An 18,251-nucleotide genomic window follows, 5' to 3' on the forward strand; every position below is an offset into this window, starting at 1 on the left:
GACGCTGGGAGGGAGTGCGCCGTCGTGGCACTCGTGGTGCAGAAGTACGGCGGGTCCTCCGTCGCCAACGCCGAGCGGATCAAGCGGGTGGCCGAGCGCATCGTCGCCGCCCGCAAGGCCGGCGACGACGTGGTGGTGGTGGTCTCCGCGATGGGGGACACCACCGACGAGCTGCTCGACCTGGCCAACCAGGTGAGCCCGCTGCCGCCGGGCCGCGAGCTGGACATGCTGCTCACCGCCGGGGAGCGGATCTCCATGGCGCTGCTCGCCATGGCCATCCACAACCTGGGGTACGAGGCCCGTTCGTTCACCGGCTCGCAGGCCGGCGTGATCACCACCTCGGTGCACGGCCGGGCCCGGATCATCGACGTCACCCCGGGGCGGCTCAAGGGCGCGCTGGACGAGGGCTCGGTGGTCATCGTGGCCGGCTTCCAGGGCGTCTCGCAGGACACCAAGGACGTCACCACGCTGGGCCGGGGCGGCTCGGACACCACCGCCGTGGCGCTCGCGGCCGCGCTGCACGCCGACGTCTGCGAGATCTACACCGACGTGGACGGCATCTTCAGCGCCGACCCGCGGATCGTGCCGAACGCCCGGCACATCACGCAGATCACCTACGAGGAGATGCTGGAGCTGGCCGCCTGCGGCGCCAAGGTGCTGCACCTGCGCAGCGTGGAGTACGCGCGGCGCGCGGGCTTGCCGATCCACGTCCGTTCGTCATACTCGACCAACACCGGAACCATGGTCACCGGATCGATGGAGGACCTTCCTGTGGAACAGGCACTGATCACCGGCGTCGCCCACGACCGCAGCGAAGCGAAGATCACCATCGTCGGGGTGCCCGACGAGCCGGGCGCGGCGGCGCGGATCTTCGACACCGTCGCGGCTGCCGAGATCAACATCGACATGATCGTGCAGAACGTCTCCACCGAGGGGACCGGCCGCACCGACATCTCGTTCACCCTGCCCAAGACCGACGGGCCGACCGCGATGGCCGCGCTGAGCAAGATCCAGGAAGCGGTCAAGTTCAAGGGTCTGCTCTACGACGACCACGTGGGCAAGGTGTCGCTGATCGGCGCCGGCATGCGGTCGCACCCGGGCGTGGCGGCCGGCTTCTTCGCCGCCCTCGGCGCCGCCGGGGTCAACATCGAGATGATCTCCACGTCGGAGATCCGGGTCTCGGTGGTCTGCCGCGACACCGACCTGGACCGGGCGGTCCGCGCCATCCACGACCAGTTCGAGCTGGGCGGCGAGACAGAGGCCGTGGTCTACGCCGGCACCGGGCGGTAGCCGGATGACCCGGCTGCCCACCCTCGCCGTGGTCGGGGCGACCGGTGCCGTCGGCACCGTGATGTGCCAGCTGCTCTCCTCCCGGCGCAACGTCTGGGGCGAGATCCGGCTGCTCGCCTCGGCCCGGTCGGCCGGCCGCACCGTGCTCTGCCGGGGTGAGGAGCTGACGGTCCGGGAGCTCACCCCCGAGGCGCTCGACGGCGTCGACGTGGCCATGTTCGACGTGCCCGACGAGGTGTCGGCGCGGTGGGCGCCGATCGCGGTGAGCCAGGGCGCGGTCGTGGTGGACAACTCGGGCGCGTTCCGGATGGACCGGGACGTCCCGCTGGTGGTGCCGGAGATCAACGCCGAGCAGGTGCGCAACCGGCCCAAGGGCATCATCGCCAACGCCAACTGCACCACCCTCGCGATGATCGTCGCGATCGCCCCGCTGCACCGCGAGTACGGCCTGCGCGAGCTGGTGCTCGCCTCGTACCAGGCGGTCTCCGGGGCGGGGCAGGCCGGCGTGGACGCCCTGCACGCCCAGCTCGGCAAGATCGCCGGGGACCGGGTGCTCGGCTCCCGCGCGGGTGACGTCCGACAGGCGGTCGGCGACGAGCTGGGCCCGTTCCCGGCCCCGCTGGCGCTCAACGTGGTGCCCTGGGCCGGCTCGCTGGCCGACGGCGGCTGGTCGTCCGAGGAGATGAAGATGCGCAACGAGTCGCGCAAGATCCTCGGCCTGCCCGACCTGAAGGTCTCCGCCACCTGCGTACGGGTGCCGGTGGTGACCGGCCACTCGGTCGCCGTGCACGCGGTCTTCGCCACCGAGGTCGACGCCGAGGGCGCCCGGGAGGCGCTACGCAACGCGCCGGGGGTGATCCTGGTCGACGACCCCGCCGCGGGCGAGTTCCCGATGCCCATCGACGCCGTCGGCACCGACCCGTCCTGGGTCGGCCGCATCCGCCGGGCGATCGACGACCCGCGCGCCCTCGATCTCTTCGTCACCGGCGACAACCTCCGCAAGGGCGCCGCGCTGAACACCGCCCAGATCGCCGAGCTGCTGGCCAAGGAGCTCACCCGCCGCTGACCCACCCCTCCGGACCGGCCCCTTGCGGGATGTCGGGCCCTCCGTTGGGCGGGACGGGCCCCTGTGCGGGATGTCGGGCCCTCCGCTGGGCGGGATGGGCCGTTGTGCGGTAGCTCGCGCGGGTGGCTGGGCGGGACGGGCCGTGGCGCGGCAGGTCCGCGTTCCGCGCGCGAAGGCTCGCCGGTTGCGGGATGTCGCGCCATCCCGCGCCGGCCAAGGCCCGACGTGCCGCAAGTTGACGCATCGCCCCCCGGGCGCACGCCCCCGGGGCGTGGGGGCGTGGGCCTGGGGTGGGGCCTCAGGCGGCGGAGAGGTGGACGCCGTCGCGGCCCTGCCGCTTGACCGCGTAGAGCGCCTGGTCGGCGCGGCGCATCGCGAGTTCCGGGCGTTCGCCGGGCTGGGCGACGGCCACGCCCACGCTGATCGTCCGGCCCACGCCGCGGGCCGCCTCGGCGAGGCGCTCGGCGATCCGGACCGCCTCGTCCGGGCGGCTCACCTCGAGCACCGCGACGAACTCGTCGCCGCCGATCCGGTACAGCTCGTCGCCGTGGCGCAGCGCCCCCTCCAGGGCCCGGGCCAGCCCCACCAGCAGCCGGTCGCCGGCCTGGTGGCCGTACGTGTCGTTGACGTCCTTGAAGCCGTCCACGTCGATGGCGAGCAGCGCGGTACGCCCCGGCGTGGCCGCCGCGATCCGCTGGCCGAACGGCCCGGTGTGCCGCAGCCCGGTGAGCGGGTCGGAACTCGCCTGCTCGCGGAGCCGGGCCAGGGTGCGCAGCCGGTCCAGGCAGGTCCACGCCTGCCCGGCGAGCAGTTCCATCAGGTTGACGGTGGTCGGGTCGGGGCGCAGCAGCCGGTCGTCGGCGACCAGCAGCACCCCGCCCGCGTCCGGCGTACCGACCGGGACCGCGATCAGGGTGCGCACGCCGGCCCGGGCGATCGGCGCGTACTCGTCGGTGGGGCGGTGCCCGGCCTCGCCCAGCGTGTAGCCGGAGCCGTACCGGTGGGCCCGGGCGATCATCCGCCGCAGCGCCTCCGGGCCGGCCTGGGCCAACTCGGCTCGCACCCGGCTCTCCAGCTCGCCCGGCGCGTCGGTCGGCCCGCCGAGGCGGGGCTCGTTCCGGTCGGCGAGGACCAGCATCGCGGCGGCGAGACCGGAGACGTCCCGGGCGGCGGCGATCGCCTCGGTCAGCAGCTCCCACTGGGTCGGCGCGGCGGTCAGCGTGGCGGCGTGCCGGAGCAGTTTCTCGCTGCGGCTCTCGGCGGGCGGTCCGCCCAGCGCCGTGATCCGCGCACCCAGTCGGTCGGCCAGCCGCTCGACGGTCGCCCGCCACCGGTCCAGCTCCTCCGGGGCGCTCCACTGCAGGTCGAGCACGCCGATGGGCCGGCCGGCGGGGTCGCACAGCGGCACGCAGATCTCGGCGGTCACGTCGGGGCGTACCGGGAGGTAGTCCGGGTCGGCGGTGACGTCCGCGACGGTGGCGGCGTGCCCGGTGGCGTGCACCCGGCCGGTGATGCCGCTGCCCGGCGCGACGGTGGAGAAGACCTGCCAGGAGCCGGTCGCCGCGACGCAGCGGAGCCGGCCCTGGACGTGCAGCAGCACGGCGATGGCGGCCGGCGTGTAGCGGGCGAGGGCGGCCACGGTCCACTGGCACGCCTCGACGGCGGTCGACGCCATGGGCAGGCGGACCGTGACGTCTCGGATGACCCGGTTGTGATCCACGCGGCACGTCGTTCCAGGTAAGGGGGCGCGGTGGGCGGCGCCCGGGGGCGGATCAAGGGTAGTCCGCGGCTCGGGGCTCCGCCCACCAGCAAGATCAGCTCTGGCTTCGTACACATGTTCCATCCACAGGCTGTGGACGGCGGGCCCGGCTGGCAGGCTGGGCGGGTGGACCGGCTCTGGTACGTCGCCTACGGCTCGAACATGTCCGCCGCCCGGCTCGGGTGTTACCTGTCGGGCGGGCGTCCGCCGGGCGGGCTGCGGTCGTACCCGGGCTGCCGGGACGGCCGGCCACCGCGCCGCTCGGCGCCGGTGCTGGTGCCCGGCGGGGTGTACTTCGCCGGCGAGTCGCGGGCCTGGACCGGCGGGATGGCCTTCTACGACCCGTGGCTGCCCGGGGTCGCGGCGGCGCGGGCCTGGCTGCTGACCGGCGAGCAGTTCGCGGACCTGGCCGCCCAGGAGATGTACCGGCCGCCGGGGGCCGACCTGGCCGGGATCGCGGCGGCGGTGGCCAGCGGGCGGGCGACGCTGGGCCCCGGCCGGTACGAGACCCTGATCCGGGTCGGCACCCGGGAGGGCCTGCCCATGCTCACCTTCACCGCACCCTGGCGGGCGGTGGACGTGCCGTGGCACGCGCCGGCACCGGCCTACCTCGGGATGCTGGCCGGCGGGCTGCGGGAGGCGCACCACTGGCCGGCGGCCCGGATCGCCGATCACCTGGCCGGGCTGCGCGGGGTGGCCGGCCGCTGGGAGCGGGCGGCGGTCGAGGAACTGGTGGCCGGGCTGAGCCCGGACGACCGGAACGCGGGCGGGGGCGGCCCGGGGGGGCGGCGGGGAGGGGGGGGAGGGGGAGCAGCTCGCCGTACGCGACGAGGCCGAGCAGGTCGACGGGTGCGTGATCGGACAGCGCGGACACGCAGCGCAGGTTACCGCCGAGCGGGGCGTTCCGGACACCCGCCGGTGTGACGCGGGCAACAGGGAACACGCCCGGCGTGGGGCGTGTTGTCATTGGCCGAGACCGCTGGCCAGCGGCTCAGGTAGTATTCAACAGTTGCCGTGGGCGCCGATCTGTTCGAGTCCGGCCCCCGGCGCGCGTGCGGCCCGGTGCGGCGTTGGCAGTTTCCGCCGACCGTGTGGCCCGCGCCAAACCGACAGCGCCCTGCTGGACATGCCGGGGCGCACCACGAGAGGGCACCCCCAGATCCAGATGAGCGAACACATTTCCGAACCCACCGAGGGCCAGGTGCTGGCCCCCACCGCTCCCGTCCGCCCGGAAGCTCCCACCTTCGCCGCGCTCGGCGCCCGGCAGGAGACCGTCGAGGCCCTGGCCGCCGCCGGCATCACCCGCGCCTTCGCCATCCAGGAGTACGCGATCCCGATCGCGATGCGCGGCACCGACATGATCGGCCAGGCGCCGACCGGCACCGGCAAGACCCTCGGCTTCGGCGTACCCCTGCTGGAGCGGGTCTTCGCGCCGGGCGAGGGCAGCGACGGCGTGCCGCAGGCACTGGTCGTCGTCCCCACCCGCGAGCTGGGCATCCAGGTCGCCAAGGACCTGTCCGCCGCGGGCAGCACCCGGGGTGTCCGGGTGCTGCCGATCTACGGCGGCGTGGCGTACGAGCCGCAGATCGAGGCGCTCCGCAAGGGCGTGGAGATCCTGGTCGGCACGCCGGGCCGGCTGCTGGACCTGCAGAAGCAGAAGCACCTGCGGCTCGACCGGGTCCGCGCGCTCGTCCTCGACGAGGCGGACCGGATGCTCGACCTGGGCTTCCTGGACGACGTCGAGCGGATCCTGGCGATGCTGCCGGAGGACCGGCAGACGATGCTCTTCTCGGCCACCATGCCGGACCCGATCGTCACCCTGTCCCGGCGTTTCCTGCACCACCCGATGACGATCCACGCCGGGCACACCGCCGAGACCGGCCCGAACCCGCGGACCAAGCAGCTGGCCTACCGCACCCACTCGATGAACAAGGTCGAGATCGTGGCGCGGATCCTCCAGGCCGAGGAGCGCGGGCTCACCATGATCTTCACCCGCACCAAGCGGGCCGCCGACCGGGTCGCCGAGGACCTCGACTTTCGGGGCTTCGCGGTGGCGGCCGTGCACGGTGACCTCGGGCAGGGCGCCCGCGAGCGGGCGCTGCGGGCGTTCCGGGCCGGCAAGATCGACACGCTGGTCGCCACCGACGTGGCGGCCCGGGGCATCGACGTCAGCGGCGTCACCCACGTCATCAACTACGACTGCCCCGAGGACCAGGACACCTACACCCACCGGATCGGGCGTACCGGCCGGGCCGGCGCCAGCGGCGTCGCGGTGACCTTCGTCGACTGGGACGACATGCCCCGCTGGCGGATCATCGACAAGACCCTCGGCCTGGACATGCCGGAGCCGCCGGAGACGTACCACACCTCTCCGCACCTCTACACCGACCTGGACATTCCCACCCAGGTGACCGGCACCCTGCCGACCGCCGAGCGGACCCGGGCCGGGCTCTCCGCCGAGGTCGAGGAGGACCTCGGCGGCGGCCGGTCCCGGCGCGGCGAGGGCGGCCGGGGTCGCCGGGGCCGCAGCGAGGGCCGGGGTCGCGGCGAGGGCCGTGGCCTGGGCGAAGGCCGGGGTCGCGGCGAGGGCCGGGGCCGCTCCGACGCCCCGGACGCCAACGCGCCGGTCGAGACCGCCGACGAGGGCGACAGCCGCACCCCGCGCCGCCGGCGTCGCCGCCGGGCCGGCGAGGTCGTCGCGGGCGAGCCGACCGCCGTGGTCGCCGCCGACGCGGGTGCCGCCGAGCCGGCCGCCGCGTCCGCCGAGGGCGGGCAGTCGGCGAAGCCGCGCCGCCGCCGGCGCCGTCGCGGTGGCGGTTCCGGCCCGGGTACGCCGGCCGAGGCGTCCACCGCCGACTGATCTCCCACGCACCCTGACATCCCCCGTGCCGGCCGTTCCGGTACGGGGGATGTCGCACTCTCCGCGTCCGGCGCTCATCGCGATCCGGCCTCCCTCTGCGGAACGCGGAACATCGACGCCGGGCTGGCCGGTAGGCCGGCTGATCGGGGGCCGCCTGCTCGGGGGGCCGGCTGATCGGGGGCTGCCTGACCGGGGCCCGGCTGGCCGGGGCCGGCTGATCGGGGCCGGCTGATCGGGGCCCGGCTGACCAGGGGCCGGCTGATCGTCGGGAGCCGGCATCTCGCGGGCCGGCTGCTCCGCGGTCCAGCCGGCAGGCGGGTGGGTCGGCAGGCTTTGCTCTGCTGCCGCCGGCGCACCACTTTCGGCCGTGCGGTGTTGCCTCGGCGTAAGCAGAGCAAAGGCGATCGGGGATACGCACTGACCTGGGGCTGGCGACGGCGAGCCGACAGCCGGGAAGGATGATGGAGCTATGCCGGAACCACTGGACGCCGCCCTGACCGAGGTTCGGGCCCTGCTGCTCGACCCCGCCCTGACCCGGGCGGTGGCCGCCGGGCGCCGCAAGGGGCAGCACCCCTCGGTGGTCCGCGCCGAACTGCGGCCGGTGACCCTGAAGGCGGGGCCCCGGATCCAGATCTCCACCTCGGACGGGCACCGCCCGTACACCCGTAACGTCGCTCGCGGCGCGGAGGCCGACGCGGCGGTGGACGCGCTACTGGCCGAGCCGTTCGGCAACTGGCACGTCGAGACGACCGGCGCCACGCTCCAACTCCGGGTGACCAAGTCCGGCGAGGCGCAGGTCCACCGGGCGGCGGCGGACCGGGCGGCGCCGGCCGCCGAGGGGCACGACCGGGCCAAGGACTGGCTGCTGGACCCGGGTGACCCGCTCTTCGCGGAGATCGGCGGGTCGGCCGCCAAGCGGCGGCAGGTCGACGCGTTCCTCCGGGCGCTGGCGGCCACCCTGCCGGACGACCTCGACGGGCCGCTGCGCGTGGTCGACCTGGGCTGCGGCAACGCCTACCTGACCTTCGCCGCCTACCGCTGGCTGGCCCAGCGGGGCCTGGCCGTGGAACTGGTCGGGGTGGACGTCCGCGAGGACCAGCGCCGGCGCAACACGGAGCTGGCGCAGCGGCTGGGCTGGGCCGACCGGGTGCGGTTCGTCGCCGGCACGATCGCCGACGCGGTGGTCGAGCCGGCACCGGACCTGGTGCTCGCGCTGCACGCCTGCGACACGGCCACCGACGAGGCGCTGGCCCGGGCGGTGCGCTGGGGCGCCCGCTGGGTGCTCGCCGCGCCCTGCTGCCACCACGATCTCGCCGCGCAGCTACGGACGCGGCCCGCCCCGGCGCCGTACGAGCTGCTCACCCGGCAGGGCATCCTGCGCGAGCGCTTCGCCGACGTGCTCACCGACTCGGTCCGCGCCGCGCTGCTCCGGCTGCACGGCTACCGGGCCGAGGTGGTGGAGTTCGTCGACTCCCAGCACACCCCGCGCAACCTGCTGATCCGGGCCCGGCGTACCGGGGCGGAGCCGACCCCGGAGCAGCGGGCGGAATACCGGACGCTGGTCGAGCAGTGGCAGCTGACCCCGCGCCTGGAGACGCTGCTCGCGCCCCGCTGACCCGCCCGGCCAGCGGCGGCGGTCGCCGCTACGAAAGCGCCCCGGTCAGCAGGGGTCGCGTCAGCGGCGGCGGTCGCCGCTACGGTCCCGGCCCCGGTCGAAGACGGTCACGCGCTCGCCCTGGGCCCGCTCGCCGGGTGCCCGGTCGCCCTCCGGCGGCAGGGTCGGGAACGGCACCACCTTGGCGGGGGCCTCGGCGTTGCCCGCGGCGGTGAAGGCGTTCCAGGAGATGTCGACCAGCAGCCGCTTCAGCTCGGCGTGCCGGTCCGCCGCGTTGCGTTGCAGGGCCAGCCGGCACCCGAGGATCACCCCGACCAGGGTGGTGGTGACGGCGCCGGTGGCGGCGAAGACCTCCGCCCCGCCCGCCGGGCCACCGCCCAGCACCAACACCAGCAGCCAGATCCAGAACCCGGCGGCGAAGACGCCGGCCTTCACCACGAAGAAGAGGCTCACCGCACCGGGACGGTGCGGCAGCGGGCGGGTCGTCTCGGCCATGCTGCTCCTCCGCGGTTCGATCGGCCGTCCCGGACGTCGGCATCGAGCCTAGTTGACGCCGGACAAGCAACCACCTGGGCGGGCGGCCTCCGCGTCCAGTGGATGGGATGATCGGGCAATTGCGCGAAGGGGAGGTCGTACTACTCTCGTAGGCGCACCGTCCGGTCGGCCGAAAAGGGAAGATCCCACAGCGACATGGCAGCCGCAGAGGTATCGCCGCAGATGGCCTTCGCCCGTTTCGTACGCCGGGCCATCGACGACGCGCGCGACGAGCGCGGCTGGACGGTCACCGACCTGGCCGCGCACACCGGCGTCGGCCGCTCGACGGTCTTCCGCTGGTTGGCCGGCGACTGGCAGGACTACCCCGAGCTGGCCAAGGTGCGGGGTTTCTGCGCCGCCCTCGACCTGCCGGTGGCGGCCGCGTTCCGGGCGCTCGGCCTGCCCGACGCCGGCACCCCGCCGCGCCGCCGCACCGACGACTCGCCGGTCGAGGCGGACGTGCGGGTGATCCTGGAACGGCTGGCCGACCCCACCGTGCCGGCCGAGGAGAAGCACCACATCCGCGACCTGCTGCGCTACCTGGCCCGCCGCCCGATCCGGCGAGCCGGCTGACCGGTTGCCCCGGCTCCCGCCGGCTGGCATCATCTCCGTCCATGATCAGCAGAATCGAGTCCTCCACCCGCCGGTGAGCCAGACCCCCGAGCCGGCAGAGCTCGGATCCCGGCCCAGCTTCTACGCCCACGCGCTGCGGCTGCATCGCGCGCATCCGGACTCGCCACTGCCCAGATCGGGCGAACCCTATCCGGACGACGAGGAACGCCGGGCCGCGGCGGAACGACAGCCCCGCCCGGCCGGAGCCGATCGGCCGCGCCGGGTGGGCAGCGATGTGGCGGCCGCGCTGGACGCCCACTTCGCGGACCCGACGGCGACCCCGGCCGAGCTCGCCGAGGCGGTCCTCGACCTCGGCGTCCCCATCCACCACAACCCGCACATCGCCGCCGCCGCGCTGCGCGGGAAGCGAAAGCGGGTCCGCCGTACCGGGCGCTGGCTGGTCCGGCACGGCACCCGCCTCGACGCGGTCGTGCTCGGCCTGGCGCTGCTCGCCGAGGACCACGACGACCGGGACATCCCGCTGATCCAGACCATCGGGCTGCTCTCCACCTCTTTCGGCCCGCTCGCCGCGCACGCGCTGCGGCGTCGACCCGGCGGCGGGGCGGCGCTGCTCTGGCTGGCCGCGCGGACCACCGGCTGGGGACGCGTCTACGTCATGGAGGCGCTGTGCGCCCATGCCGCCACCGCCGTACGGGAGTGGCTGCTCCGGCACGGCCTGGACGGCAACTATCTCGACGGGTACTACGTCGGGCCGGTGGCGACCGTGTCGTACCTGGCCGAGGCCATCCGGGCCGACGAGGTGGACGACGAGATCCTGGGCCAGACCGCCCGGGTGCTGCTCACCATGGCGGGCAACCACGGCATGGGTGCCACCCTGGCCAACTACCCGCCCGCACCGACGGTGCTCGGGGAATACCTGCGGCACCTGTCCGGCCGGCCGCCGACGATGCCCCGGTACCTGTCGCTCGCCCGGCTCGCCGACCACCTGGACCGGTCGGCGCCGACGGAGCTGAGCTGCACGCCGGCCCAGCGGGACCGGCTGCTCGCCGACTACCTGGCCCTGCTGGACCGGGACGACTGGGCGGCGGCGGGCCGGGCCGGGTTCGACCCGGCCAACGAGTACCACGTCTGGTTCGCCAACGACGCCGCCACCCGGTTGGGGTTGCGGGCGCTGGCCGGATTCGCGGCCGGCTGATCGACCCGCCGGGTCAGCTCACCGTGACGGTGAACTCGGCGGTACGCACCACGCCGGCCACCTGGAAGTCGAAGTAGAGCCGGTAACGTCCCGGCCCCGAGGCGGTCAGCCAGAACGTCACCGCGTCCCCGGCCGGCGCCGGCTCCGGGTGCACGTGCAGGTAGCCGAGGTCGCCCTCGCGCAGCGCCACCAGGTGCCCGTACGCGCCGAGGTAGCGCTCCAGGGCGGCGGGCGTGTCGCCGGTGCGGACCGTGAAGGCCAGCGGCACCGCGGCGCCGACCTCCGGGACCCCCCGGTAGCCGACGGTGAAGTCGTCAACCGTCGCGGTGGTGGCCGGGACGGGCAGCGGACGCGGCCGGTAGTCGCCGGGGGCCGCCAGGTCCACCCCGAGGGTCGCCGCGGTCTGCCGGCCGTCGTCGGCGACGGCGGTGAAGTCCGCGTACGCCCGCCAGACGCCCGGCTCGGCCAGGGTCAGCGGCACCGACCAGGTGCCGTCCGGTGCCATGGCCGGGTGCAGGTGCTGGTAGCCGGTGAGATCCCGGCGCACCACGATCAGGTGCAGCGGCTTGTCGTGCACGATCGCGAAGCGGGTGACCGGGCGCCGCCGCTCGTCGCGGATCTGGAACCGGAACTCGCCGGCCCGACCGGCGACGAGGTTCGCGCGCACCGGGGTGAGGGTGTAGCCGGACGCGCTGACCGACAGCCCGTCGGCGGCGGCCGGGTCCGGCTGGCCGGCGACGGCCGAGCCGTGCTGGTGGGCGCCGGTGCCCGGCGCGTGGCTGTGCTCCCCGCCGGGGGTGCTGCCGCCACCGGTGGCGCCGGCCGGCGTCGCGCCGGTCCCCGGCTCCGCGCCGGTCCGCGCCGCCGGGCCGGGACTGGCCCGGCCGAGGCCGAAGCCGAGCAGGACGGCGAGCACCAGACCGCCCACGGTGAGCGCCAGCCGCAACGTGCCCCGGTCCACCCCGTCCGGCGGCGGGCCCCCCGGACGGCGGTCGGCGGGCGCCGGCCGTTCCCCGTCCACCGGCAGGTCGCCCGGACGGTGATCGGCGGGTGCCGGCCCTTCCCCGTTCGGCTGCGGGCCGCCCGGCAGATCGTCCGGGCGGTCGTCGGCGGGCGCCGGCCGTTCCCCACCCACCGGCGGGTGCGGGGCGGAGAGCTGCTCGGGCATGAACTCACGGTACCGGCACGTTTCGGGCGGCCCGGGCGACCACCGCCCGTCGTGGCAATGGTCGCAATCAACGATCGCCCGGAACTTCCCCGCCCCGCCGGCTCCGCCGCAGCCCCGTCGCACGCCGGCCGGTCACCGGCGGGCTTGCCGCATACCGGCCCATCACCTGCCGTGGACGCACCGGCGGGCGCCGCATACCGGTGCCCTGGACGCACCGGCGGGCTTGCCGCATACCGGCCTGTCACCGGCCCTGGACGGCCCGGCTTGCCGCATAGCGGTCTGTCACCGGCCCTGAGCGGCCCGGCTGCGGTCGCCGCCCCACCGGGCGTCAGCCCTCCGGACCGGGCGCGGTCAGCCGGCGACGGCCAGGGCGAGCGGCAGCACGTCGGGGGCGCCGGCGCGGCGCAGCAGCCGGGCCACCATGGCCATCGTCCAGCCCGAGTCGACCAGGTCGTCGACGAGCAGCACCGGCCCGTCCAGCGCGGTGACGGCGCCGGCCAGCTCGTCGGGGACGGTGAAGGCGTCGTGCAGCGCGCGCACCCGCTGGGCGCTGTTGCCCCGCGGGCCGCCCGCGCCCGGCGGGCCGGTCGGGACGACCCGGCCGAGCAGCGGCAGCCGGCCGACCGCGGCGATCCGCTCGGCCAGCGAGTCGACCAGGGCCGGGTGGGTACGGGAGCCGACGGCGACCACGCCGGCCGGGCGGCGGGGCCACGGGTCGTCGCCGTGCGCCCAGGCCTTGAGCACCTCGACCACGGCCGCCGCCACGTCGTCGGGGACCGGGCCGTCCGCCGCCTCCGGACCGACCAGGCCGCGCAGCCGCCCACCCCAGCCCAGGTCGGAGAGGCGGCCCACGGCCCGGCCGGGCAGCGCCTGCTCGGTCGGGGGGATCCGGCCCTTCAGGGGTACGCCCACCGGCTCCAGGCCGGTCGGCCAGAGCTTCTTCGGGGCGAGCTCCACCCCGGGGCGGCCGAGGAAGGTCTGCGCGGCGGTCAGCGCGGCGTCGGACACCTCGGTGCCAAACAGGGCGCCCGCGCAGTTGTCACACCGGCCGCAGTCGCCCGCCCCGGCATCGTCCAGGCATTCCCGCAGGTAACGCAGCCGGCAGCCGGTCGTGGCCGCGTACTGGAGCATGGCCTGCTGCTCGGCGGTGCGCGCCTGGGCGACGCGGCGCAACCGGGCCCCGTCATAGACCCACGGCTCGCCCGTGGCGAGCCAGCCGCCGCGCACCCGGCGGACCGCGCCGTCCACGTCGAGCACCTTCAGCATCAGTTCCAGCCGGGCCCGGCGCAGGTCGACGACCGGTTCCAGGGCCTGGGTGGACATCGGCCGGTCGGTGGGCAGCGCGGCGAGCACCGCCCGGACCTGCTCCTCCGCCGGGAACGCCAGCGAGGCGAAGTAGCGCCAGATGGCCGCGTCCTCCACGCCGGGCAGCAACAGCACCTCGGCGTGGTCGACGGCCCGGCCGGCCCGGCCGACCTGCTGGTAGTAGGCGATCGGCGAGGGCGGCGCGCCGAGGTGCACCACGAAGCCGAGGTCCGGCTTGTCGAAGCCCATGCCGAGCGCGCTGGTGGCGACCAACGCCTTGATCTTGTTGTCGAGCAGGTCCTGCTCGGCGGCGCGGCGGTCGGCGTCCTCGGCCTGCCCGCTGTACGCGGCCACCGACCAGCCCCGGGCGCGCAGGAACTCGGCGGTCTCGGTGGCCGCCGCCACGGTCAGCGTGTAGATGATCCCGGACCCGGGCAGCCCGTCCAGGTGGTCGGCGAGCCAGGCCAGCCGGTGCGCCGGGCCGGGCAGGTCGAGTACGCCGAGCCGCAGCGACTCCCGGTCGAGCGTGCCGCGCAGCACCAGGGCGTCACCAAGCTGCTCGGCCACGTCCTGGGTGACCCGGGCGTTGGCGGTGGCGGTGGTGGCCAGCACCGGGGTCCGGTCCGGCAGGTTGCCGAGGAAGGTCCGCAGCCGGCGGTAGTCGGGCCGGAAGTCGTGCCCCCAGTCCGAGACGCAGTGCGCCTCGTCCACCACCAGCAGCCCGGTGGTCGCGGCCAGCTTCGGCAGGACGGTGTCGCGGAAGTCCGGGTTGTTCAACCGTTCCGGGCTGATCAGCAGGACGTCCACCGCCCCGGCCTGGATCTCGGCGGTGATCTCGTCCCACTCGTCCAGGTTCGCCGAGTTGATGGTGCGGGCCCGGATGCCGGCCCGGCCGGCCGACTCGACCTGGTTGCGCATCAACGCGAGCAACGGCGAGACGATCACCGTCGGGCCGTGCTCGCCGCCCTCCCGCAGCAGCGCGGTGGCCACGAAGTAGACCGCCGACTTGCCCCAGCCGGTGCGCTGTACGCAGAGCACCCGCCGATGGTCGACCACCAGCGCCTCGATCGCGCGCCACTGATCCTCCCGCAGCCGGGCGTGCTCGCCGGCCAACCGACGCAGCACCGCCTCGGCGCGCTCCCGTACCGCCGCCCGATCGTCACCCATCCGGCATTTCTACCAGGTGTAAGGAGGGGCCCCCTGCTAACGCATTCTGTATAGGAAGGGCCCCCGCTTAACACCGTCAAGATCGGGTGAATGGCAGGGGCGGGACGAATATCAGCACATCGCGGAGGAGCGCAGTGGTCGCTGCCGGCAACGGACAGCGGCCACCCAGTTCCTCCAGCGACCCGTACGGCCCGTGCCGTCTGCGGTCGGTAATGATCAGACGGCGCTGGTCATCGGTCAGTCCGGGCAGCCCGGCCAGCACCTGATCCGGGACGGCGTTGACGTCCACCAACCCGCCGTCGTCAAACGTCCGGGGCAGGTCGGGCCGGCCGATGTGCAGCTCGACCCGGGCCGACGGATAGTGGTGGAGCAGGTGGCGGGCCTGCTCCCGGCGCGCTCGTCGCTCCTCTGCGCCGCCGCGTTGACCCGCCCCGGAGGCCCGGCTGAGCGCCGACATCACGGCGCGGTTGAGCAGCACCACATGGCCGGTGCCCAACCCCCAGCAGATGCCCAACACAATGATGAAGAACAGAGTCTCGTGGTCCGGGGCGGGCTGGTCGGGCGGCACCGGCGACGTCAGGGCGACCACGACGAGGGCGACGACCAGCAGGAAGTATCCGCTCCCCGCCAGGGCGAGCCGCCAGCTACGCCGCCACAACGCGTAGCCCAGGACCACCGCCCAGGTGAGCATTCCGAAGGACAGCAGTGCGAGCGTCGCGCCGGCGATCGTCGCGCCGACCGGAAGCCACCGGGGCGACCGCGGAGGTGGTGCCCACCGAAGGCCGGAGGCATCCCCGCCGGGGCAGCTGTGGGGGCCGGCGCCACCGGCGGCGGGAACATGGCCGCCCCGCCCCGCATTCGCGGCAGGTCCGCCACCGCGTGCGGCGCAGGTGGCGGCGTGACCCCGGGCGGCGGCAGGTCCACCGCGCGCTCCGGTAGGGCCGAATCACCGCCAACGGTGGCGGTCGTTCCTGCCTCCGCGGCAGGCAGGCCGATGTCCGGCGCCGCTGGCGCGAGCGTCGGGTCCGAACGAAGGATCCGACCGTGCAGCTGCTGGAGTGTCTCGCCCGGCTCGATGCCGTACTCGTCGCGGAGCAGCTGGGCGAAATCGCGGTATGCGGCCAGCGCCTCGGCCTGCCGCCCGCTGCGGTACAGCGCCAGCATCAGCTGGTGGCGCAGCCGTTCCCGGACCGGGAACTCGCCCACCAACTCAACCAACTCGCCGACGAGTTCGCGATGCCGCCCAGCGGCCAGTCCCAGCTCGGCTCGGGTCTCCAGGGCGACGGCGCGCAGCTCGATCAACCGGTGCCGCGCGGTCTCGAAGTACGGCCCGGTGAAACCGGTGAACGGCTCGCCCTGCCACAGCTCCAGCGCTGCGGTCACCTCGGCGAGGGCCTCGTTGGTACGGCCCGCCGCGTGCCATTGCCGCGCCCGGTGCACACCCTGCTCGAAGCGGACCGCGTCGACCGACTCCAGCGCGATCCCCAGCCGGTATCCGGCGTCGGTCAGCGTCAGCACCTGCCCCGGCGTACGGGGTGACCGGTCGGGCTCCAGCAGCCGGCGTAACCCGGCGATGTGCTTCTGCACGACGTTGGGGCCGTTCGCGGGCGGCTCGTCGGGCCACACCGCCTCGATGATCTGCCCGGTGGACACCGGACGACCGGCCGACAGGACCAGAACGGCCAGCACGGCGCGCTGCTTGCCGGGACCGAGGTCGAGCTGCCGGTCGGTGTACCACGCCCGCTGAGCCCCGAGGATGGCGAAACGCAGCGGATGAGGCGTCCGCGGATTCACGGCACCCGGCCGCACCGTCGTTCCTGACATGCGTGTTTCCGCTCCTGAGGCCCCACTGGCGGCCGGATGGCAGTGCCGTCAGCCGAACGGCAGCATATCGGCAGCCGTAGCGCCGTGCCCGCCCCCACGATGATCCTCGGCAGAGGCCAGGCAACGAGAAAGAGACATGCGATGACACAGGCAACGGGCGGCAACGGCAGCATCCGACGGGCGACGGGGGTGTTTGCTGCCCTGCTGGCCGCGACCGCCCTGCTGGCCGGCTGCGGGACGAAGGAAGGGCCGGGAGCGGTGCCCGACCGGACCACCGGATCAACCCCGACAGCCAGCCCGACCCCGTCGGCCAGTCCTAAGGAGACGCTCCTCGCCGCCGTTCCCGACGAGGGGGAGAGCACCTTCCGGTTCAGCGGGAGGGACTCGTCCAGCAAGCTGAACGGCCGGATCGATCCGGAGTCATTGGCCTATGAGATCCACCTGGCGAGCGGGCCGGACAAGGACGGCATCAGCGCCAAGATGTCGTTCCTGACGATCAAGGACAAGACCTGGGTGAAGATCAAGTTCAACGGGCACTCTGGCCTCCCGAGATTCCCGGACAAGTGGATGAGCCTGGACAAGTCCAAGATCACCGCTAGCGGGGTGATTCCGGAGTACGACGGCGCGGACCCGGGCAGCGCCGCCCCGCTGATCGGGGCGGCCACCTCGGTTGAGGAGCGGGGCCCGGGAAAGTACGCCGGTTTCATCGACGTGACCGAGGGGAATGTCGGCGACGCGTTGGAGGAGGGCGAGGCAGCGGCACTCGGCGCGGCCGGCCGACGGGTGCCCTTCACCGCCACGGTAGGCCCGGACGAGCATCTCGCCTCGCTGGTACTGAAGATGCCGGCGTCCGGCGACCGCAAGGCCTACCAGTACGTCGTGCAGTACAGCGGCTTCGGCAGCACCCCGAAGATCAGCGCGCCGACCGGCGACGCGGCAACCAAGGCACCGGCCCTGGTCTACGAGATCCTGAACAGTTGATCCACAAGTGCTGAGGCGGGGGCGGCGGCCACCCGGGGGGCCGCCACCCCGAGGTGTAAGGAGGGGCCCCTTATTAACAGACGTCTGTTAATAAGGGGCCCCTCCTTACACATCAGCGGCCGAGGACGCTGCCGCCGTTGACGCCGAGCACCTGGCCGGTGACGTAGCCGGCCGCCGGGCTCGCCAGATAGCGGATCGCCGCGGCGATGTCGTCGGGCAGGCCGGCGCGCTTGACCAGGGTCGCGTCGACCCGCTTCGCGTGCCCCTCCGGGGTCATCCGGTCGCCGAAGAACTCGGTCTCGGCGACGTAGCCGGGGCTGACCACGTTGACCGTGATCTGTTCCGGGCCGAGCTGCGCCGCCAGGTCATACGCCCAGCCGTGCAGGGCCGCCTTCGCCGCCGAGTACGGCCCGCCGCCGCCGCGCTGGGCGGCGATGGAGCTGAGCAGGATCACCCGGCCACCGGGGCGGCGCAGCGCCGGCAGCAGCGCCTCGGTGAGCAGTACGGCGGTGAGCACGTTGGCGTCCAGGTTGGCCCGCCACTGCGCGGCCACCCCGGCCAGCGTGGCGGTGTCCCCGCCCAGGTAGCCGCCGGCGTTGTTGACCACCACGTCGACGGTCCGCTCCCCGACCGCCTCGACCACCGCGGCGAGCTGGGCCGGATCGGTCAGGTCCGCGGTGACCGCGCTGACCGCCTCCGGCCGCCCGCACTCCGCCGAGATCCGCTGGGCGGCGACCAGCAGCACATCGGCCCGCCGCCCCACGATCATCACGTCGTACCCGTCCTCGACCAGCACCCGGGCAACGGCGGCCCCGATCCCCGTCCCCCCGCCGCTGACCACAGCCAACCGCTCCCGCACCACCGCACGCCCCCTCCGCCCGATTGCGTCGATCATGAGGTTAGCGCCCTCCGAC

General features: G+C 74.5%; 15 protein-coding genes. 8 read left to right on the forward strand and 7 right to left on the reverse strand.

Annotated features, from left to right (window positions below):
- Positions 1-24 precede the first annotated feature (24 nt).
- Positions 25-1,290, forward strand: a complete 1,266-nt coding sequence (locus K7640_RS13785; protein ID WP_222955208.1) for an aspartate kinase — start codon at positions 25-27, stop codon at positions 1,288-1,290.
- Between the two features lie 4 nt (positions 1,291-1,294).
- A complete protein-coding gene (locus K7640_RS13790) occupies positions 1,295-2,356 on the forward strand; it encodes an aspartate-semialdehyde dehydrogenase (RefSeq protein ID WP_222955209.1) in 1,062 nt (353 codons plus the stop codon).
- Between the two features lie 298 nt (positions 2,357-2,654).
- Here K7640_RS13790 and K7640_RS13795 read toward each other — a convergent pair whose 3' ends face one another.
- On the reverse strand, positions 2,655-4,031 hold the full coding sequence (locus tag K7640_RS13795; protein ID WP_255608969.1) for a sensor domain-containing diguanylate cyclase: 1,377 nt from the start codon (positions 4,029-4,031) through the stop codon (positions 2,655-2,657).
- 159 nt (positions 4,032-4,190) lie between these two features.
- Between K7640_RS13795 and K7640_RS13800 the strand changes: the two genes are divergently transcribed.
- The 3 genes from K7640_RS13800 (at position 4,191) to K7640_RS13810 (ending at position 8,590) form a co-directional block, all read left to right on the forward strand.
- Positions 4,191-5,039 carry a histone deacetylase gene (locus K7640_RS13800; RefSeq protein WP_255608970.1) on the forward strand — a complete coding sequence of 283 codons (849 nt, stop codon included), beginning with the start codon at positions 4,191-4,193 and terminating at the stop codon, positions 5,037-5,039.
- A 241-nt stretch (positions 5,040-5,280) separates the two neighbouring features.
- The gene (locus K7640_RS13805; RefSeq protein WP_222955211.1) at positions 5,281-6,975 is read left to right on the forward strand and encodes a DEAD/DEAH box helicase; all 1,695 of its coding nucleotides are present in this window, start codon (positions 5,281-5,283) and stop codon (positions 6,973-6,975) included.
- 469 nt (positions 6,976-7,444) lie between these two features.
- Entirely contained in the window at positions 7,445-8,590 is a 1,146-nt protein-coding gene (locus K7640_RS13810) for an SAM-dependent methyltransferase (RefSeq protein WP_222955212.1), read from the forward strand.
- A 60-nt stretch (positions 8,591-8,650) separates the two neighbouring features.
- Here the strand turns inward: K7640_RS13810 and K7640_RS13815 are convergent, their stop codons facing one another.
- Positions 8,651-9,085 (reverse strand): hypothetical protein, encoded by a 435-nt coding sequence (locus tag K7640_RS13815; protein WP_222955213.1) that lies wholly within the window; start codon positions 9,083-9,085, stop codon positions 8,651-8,653.
- 195 nt (positions 9,086-9,280) lie between these two features.
- Between K7640_RS13815 and K7640_RS13820 the strand changes: the two genes are divergently transcribed.
- The gene (locus tag K7640_RS13820) at positions 9,281-9,697 is read left to right on the forward strand and encodes a helix-turn-helix domain-containing protein (RefSeq protein ID WP_222955214.1); all 417 of its coding nucleotides are present in this window, start codon (positions 9,281-9,283) and stop codon (positions 9,695-9,697) included.
- 262 nt (positions 9,698-9,959) lie between these two features.
- Positions 9,960-10,892 carry a hypothetical protein gene (locus K7640_RS13825; protein WP_222955215.1) on the forward strand — a complete coding sequence of 311 codons (933 nt, stop codon included), beginning with the start codon at positions 9,960-9,962 and terminating at the stop codon, positions 10,890-10,892.
- 13 nt (positions 10,893-10,905) lie between these two features.
- Here the strand turns inward: K7640_RS13825 and K7640_RS13830 are convergent, their stop codons facing one another.
- From K7640_RS13830 to K7640_RS13840, 4 genes are all read right to left on the reverse strand, one after another.
- Complete coding sequence (locus K7640_RS13830) at positions 10,906-12,060, reverse strand: hypothetical protein (RefSeq protein ID WP_255608971.1); 1,155 nt, start codon at positions 12,058-12,060, stop codon at positions 10,906-10,908.
- A gap of 351 nt (positions 12,061-12,411) precedes the next feature.
- A complete protein-coding gene (locus tag K7640_RS13835) occupies positions 12,412-14,532 on the reverse strand; it encodes a RecQ family ATP-dependent DNA helicase (protein WP_222955216.1) in 2,121 nt (706 codons plus the stop codon).
- 76 nt (positions 14,533-14,608) lie between these two features.
- Positions 14,609-15,121 carry a hypothetical protein gene (locus K7640_RS30200; RefSeq protein WP_255608972.1) on the reverse strand — a complete coding sequence of 171 codons (513 nt, stop codon included), beginning with the start codon at positions 15,119-15,121 and terminating at the stop codon, positions 14,609-14,611.
- On the reverse strand, positions 15,109-16,356 hold the full coding sequence (locus tag K7640_RS13840; RefSeq protein WP_255608973.1) for an AfsR/SARP family transcriptional regulator: 1,248 nt from the start codon (positions 16,354-16,356) through the stop codon (positions 15,109-15,111). The genes K7640_RS30200 and K7640_RS13840 overlap by 13 nt, the downstream gene beginning before the upstream one ends.
- 141 nt (positions 16,357-16,497) lie before the next feature.
- Between K7640_RS13840 and K7640_RS13845 the strand changes: the two genes are divergently transcribed.
- On the forward strand, positions 16,498-17,337 hold the full coding sequence (locus tag K7640_RS13845; RefSeq protein ID WP_222955217.1) for a hypothetical protein: 840 nt from the start codon (positions 16,498-16,500) through the stop codon (positions 17,335-17,337).
- Positions 17,338-17,449: 112 nt separating this feature from the next.
- Here K7640_RS13845 and K7640_RS13850 read toward each other — a convergent pair whose 3' ends face one another.
- On the reverse strand, positions 17,450-18,232 hold the full coding sequence (locus K7640_RS13850; protein ID WP_222955218.1) for an SDR family NAD(P)-dependent oxidoreductase: 783 nt from the start codon (positions 18,230-18,232) through the stop codon (positions 17,450-17,452).
- Positions 18,233-18,251 lie beyond the last annotated feature (19 nt).

This window comes from Micromonospora sp. PLK6-60 (assembly GCF_019890675.1).
Taxonomy (GTDB): Bacteria; Actinomycetota; Actinomycetes; order Mycobacteriales; family Micromonosporaceae; genus Micromonospora.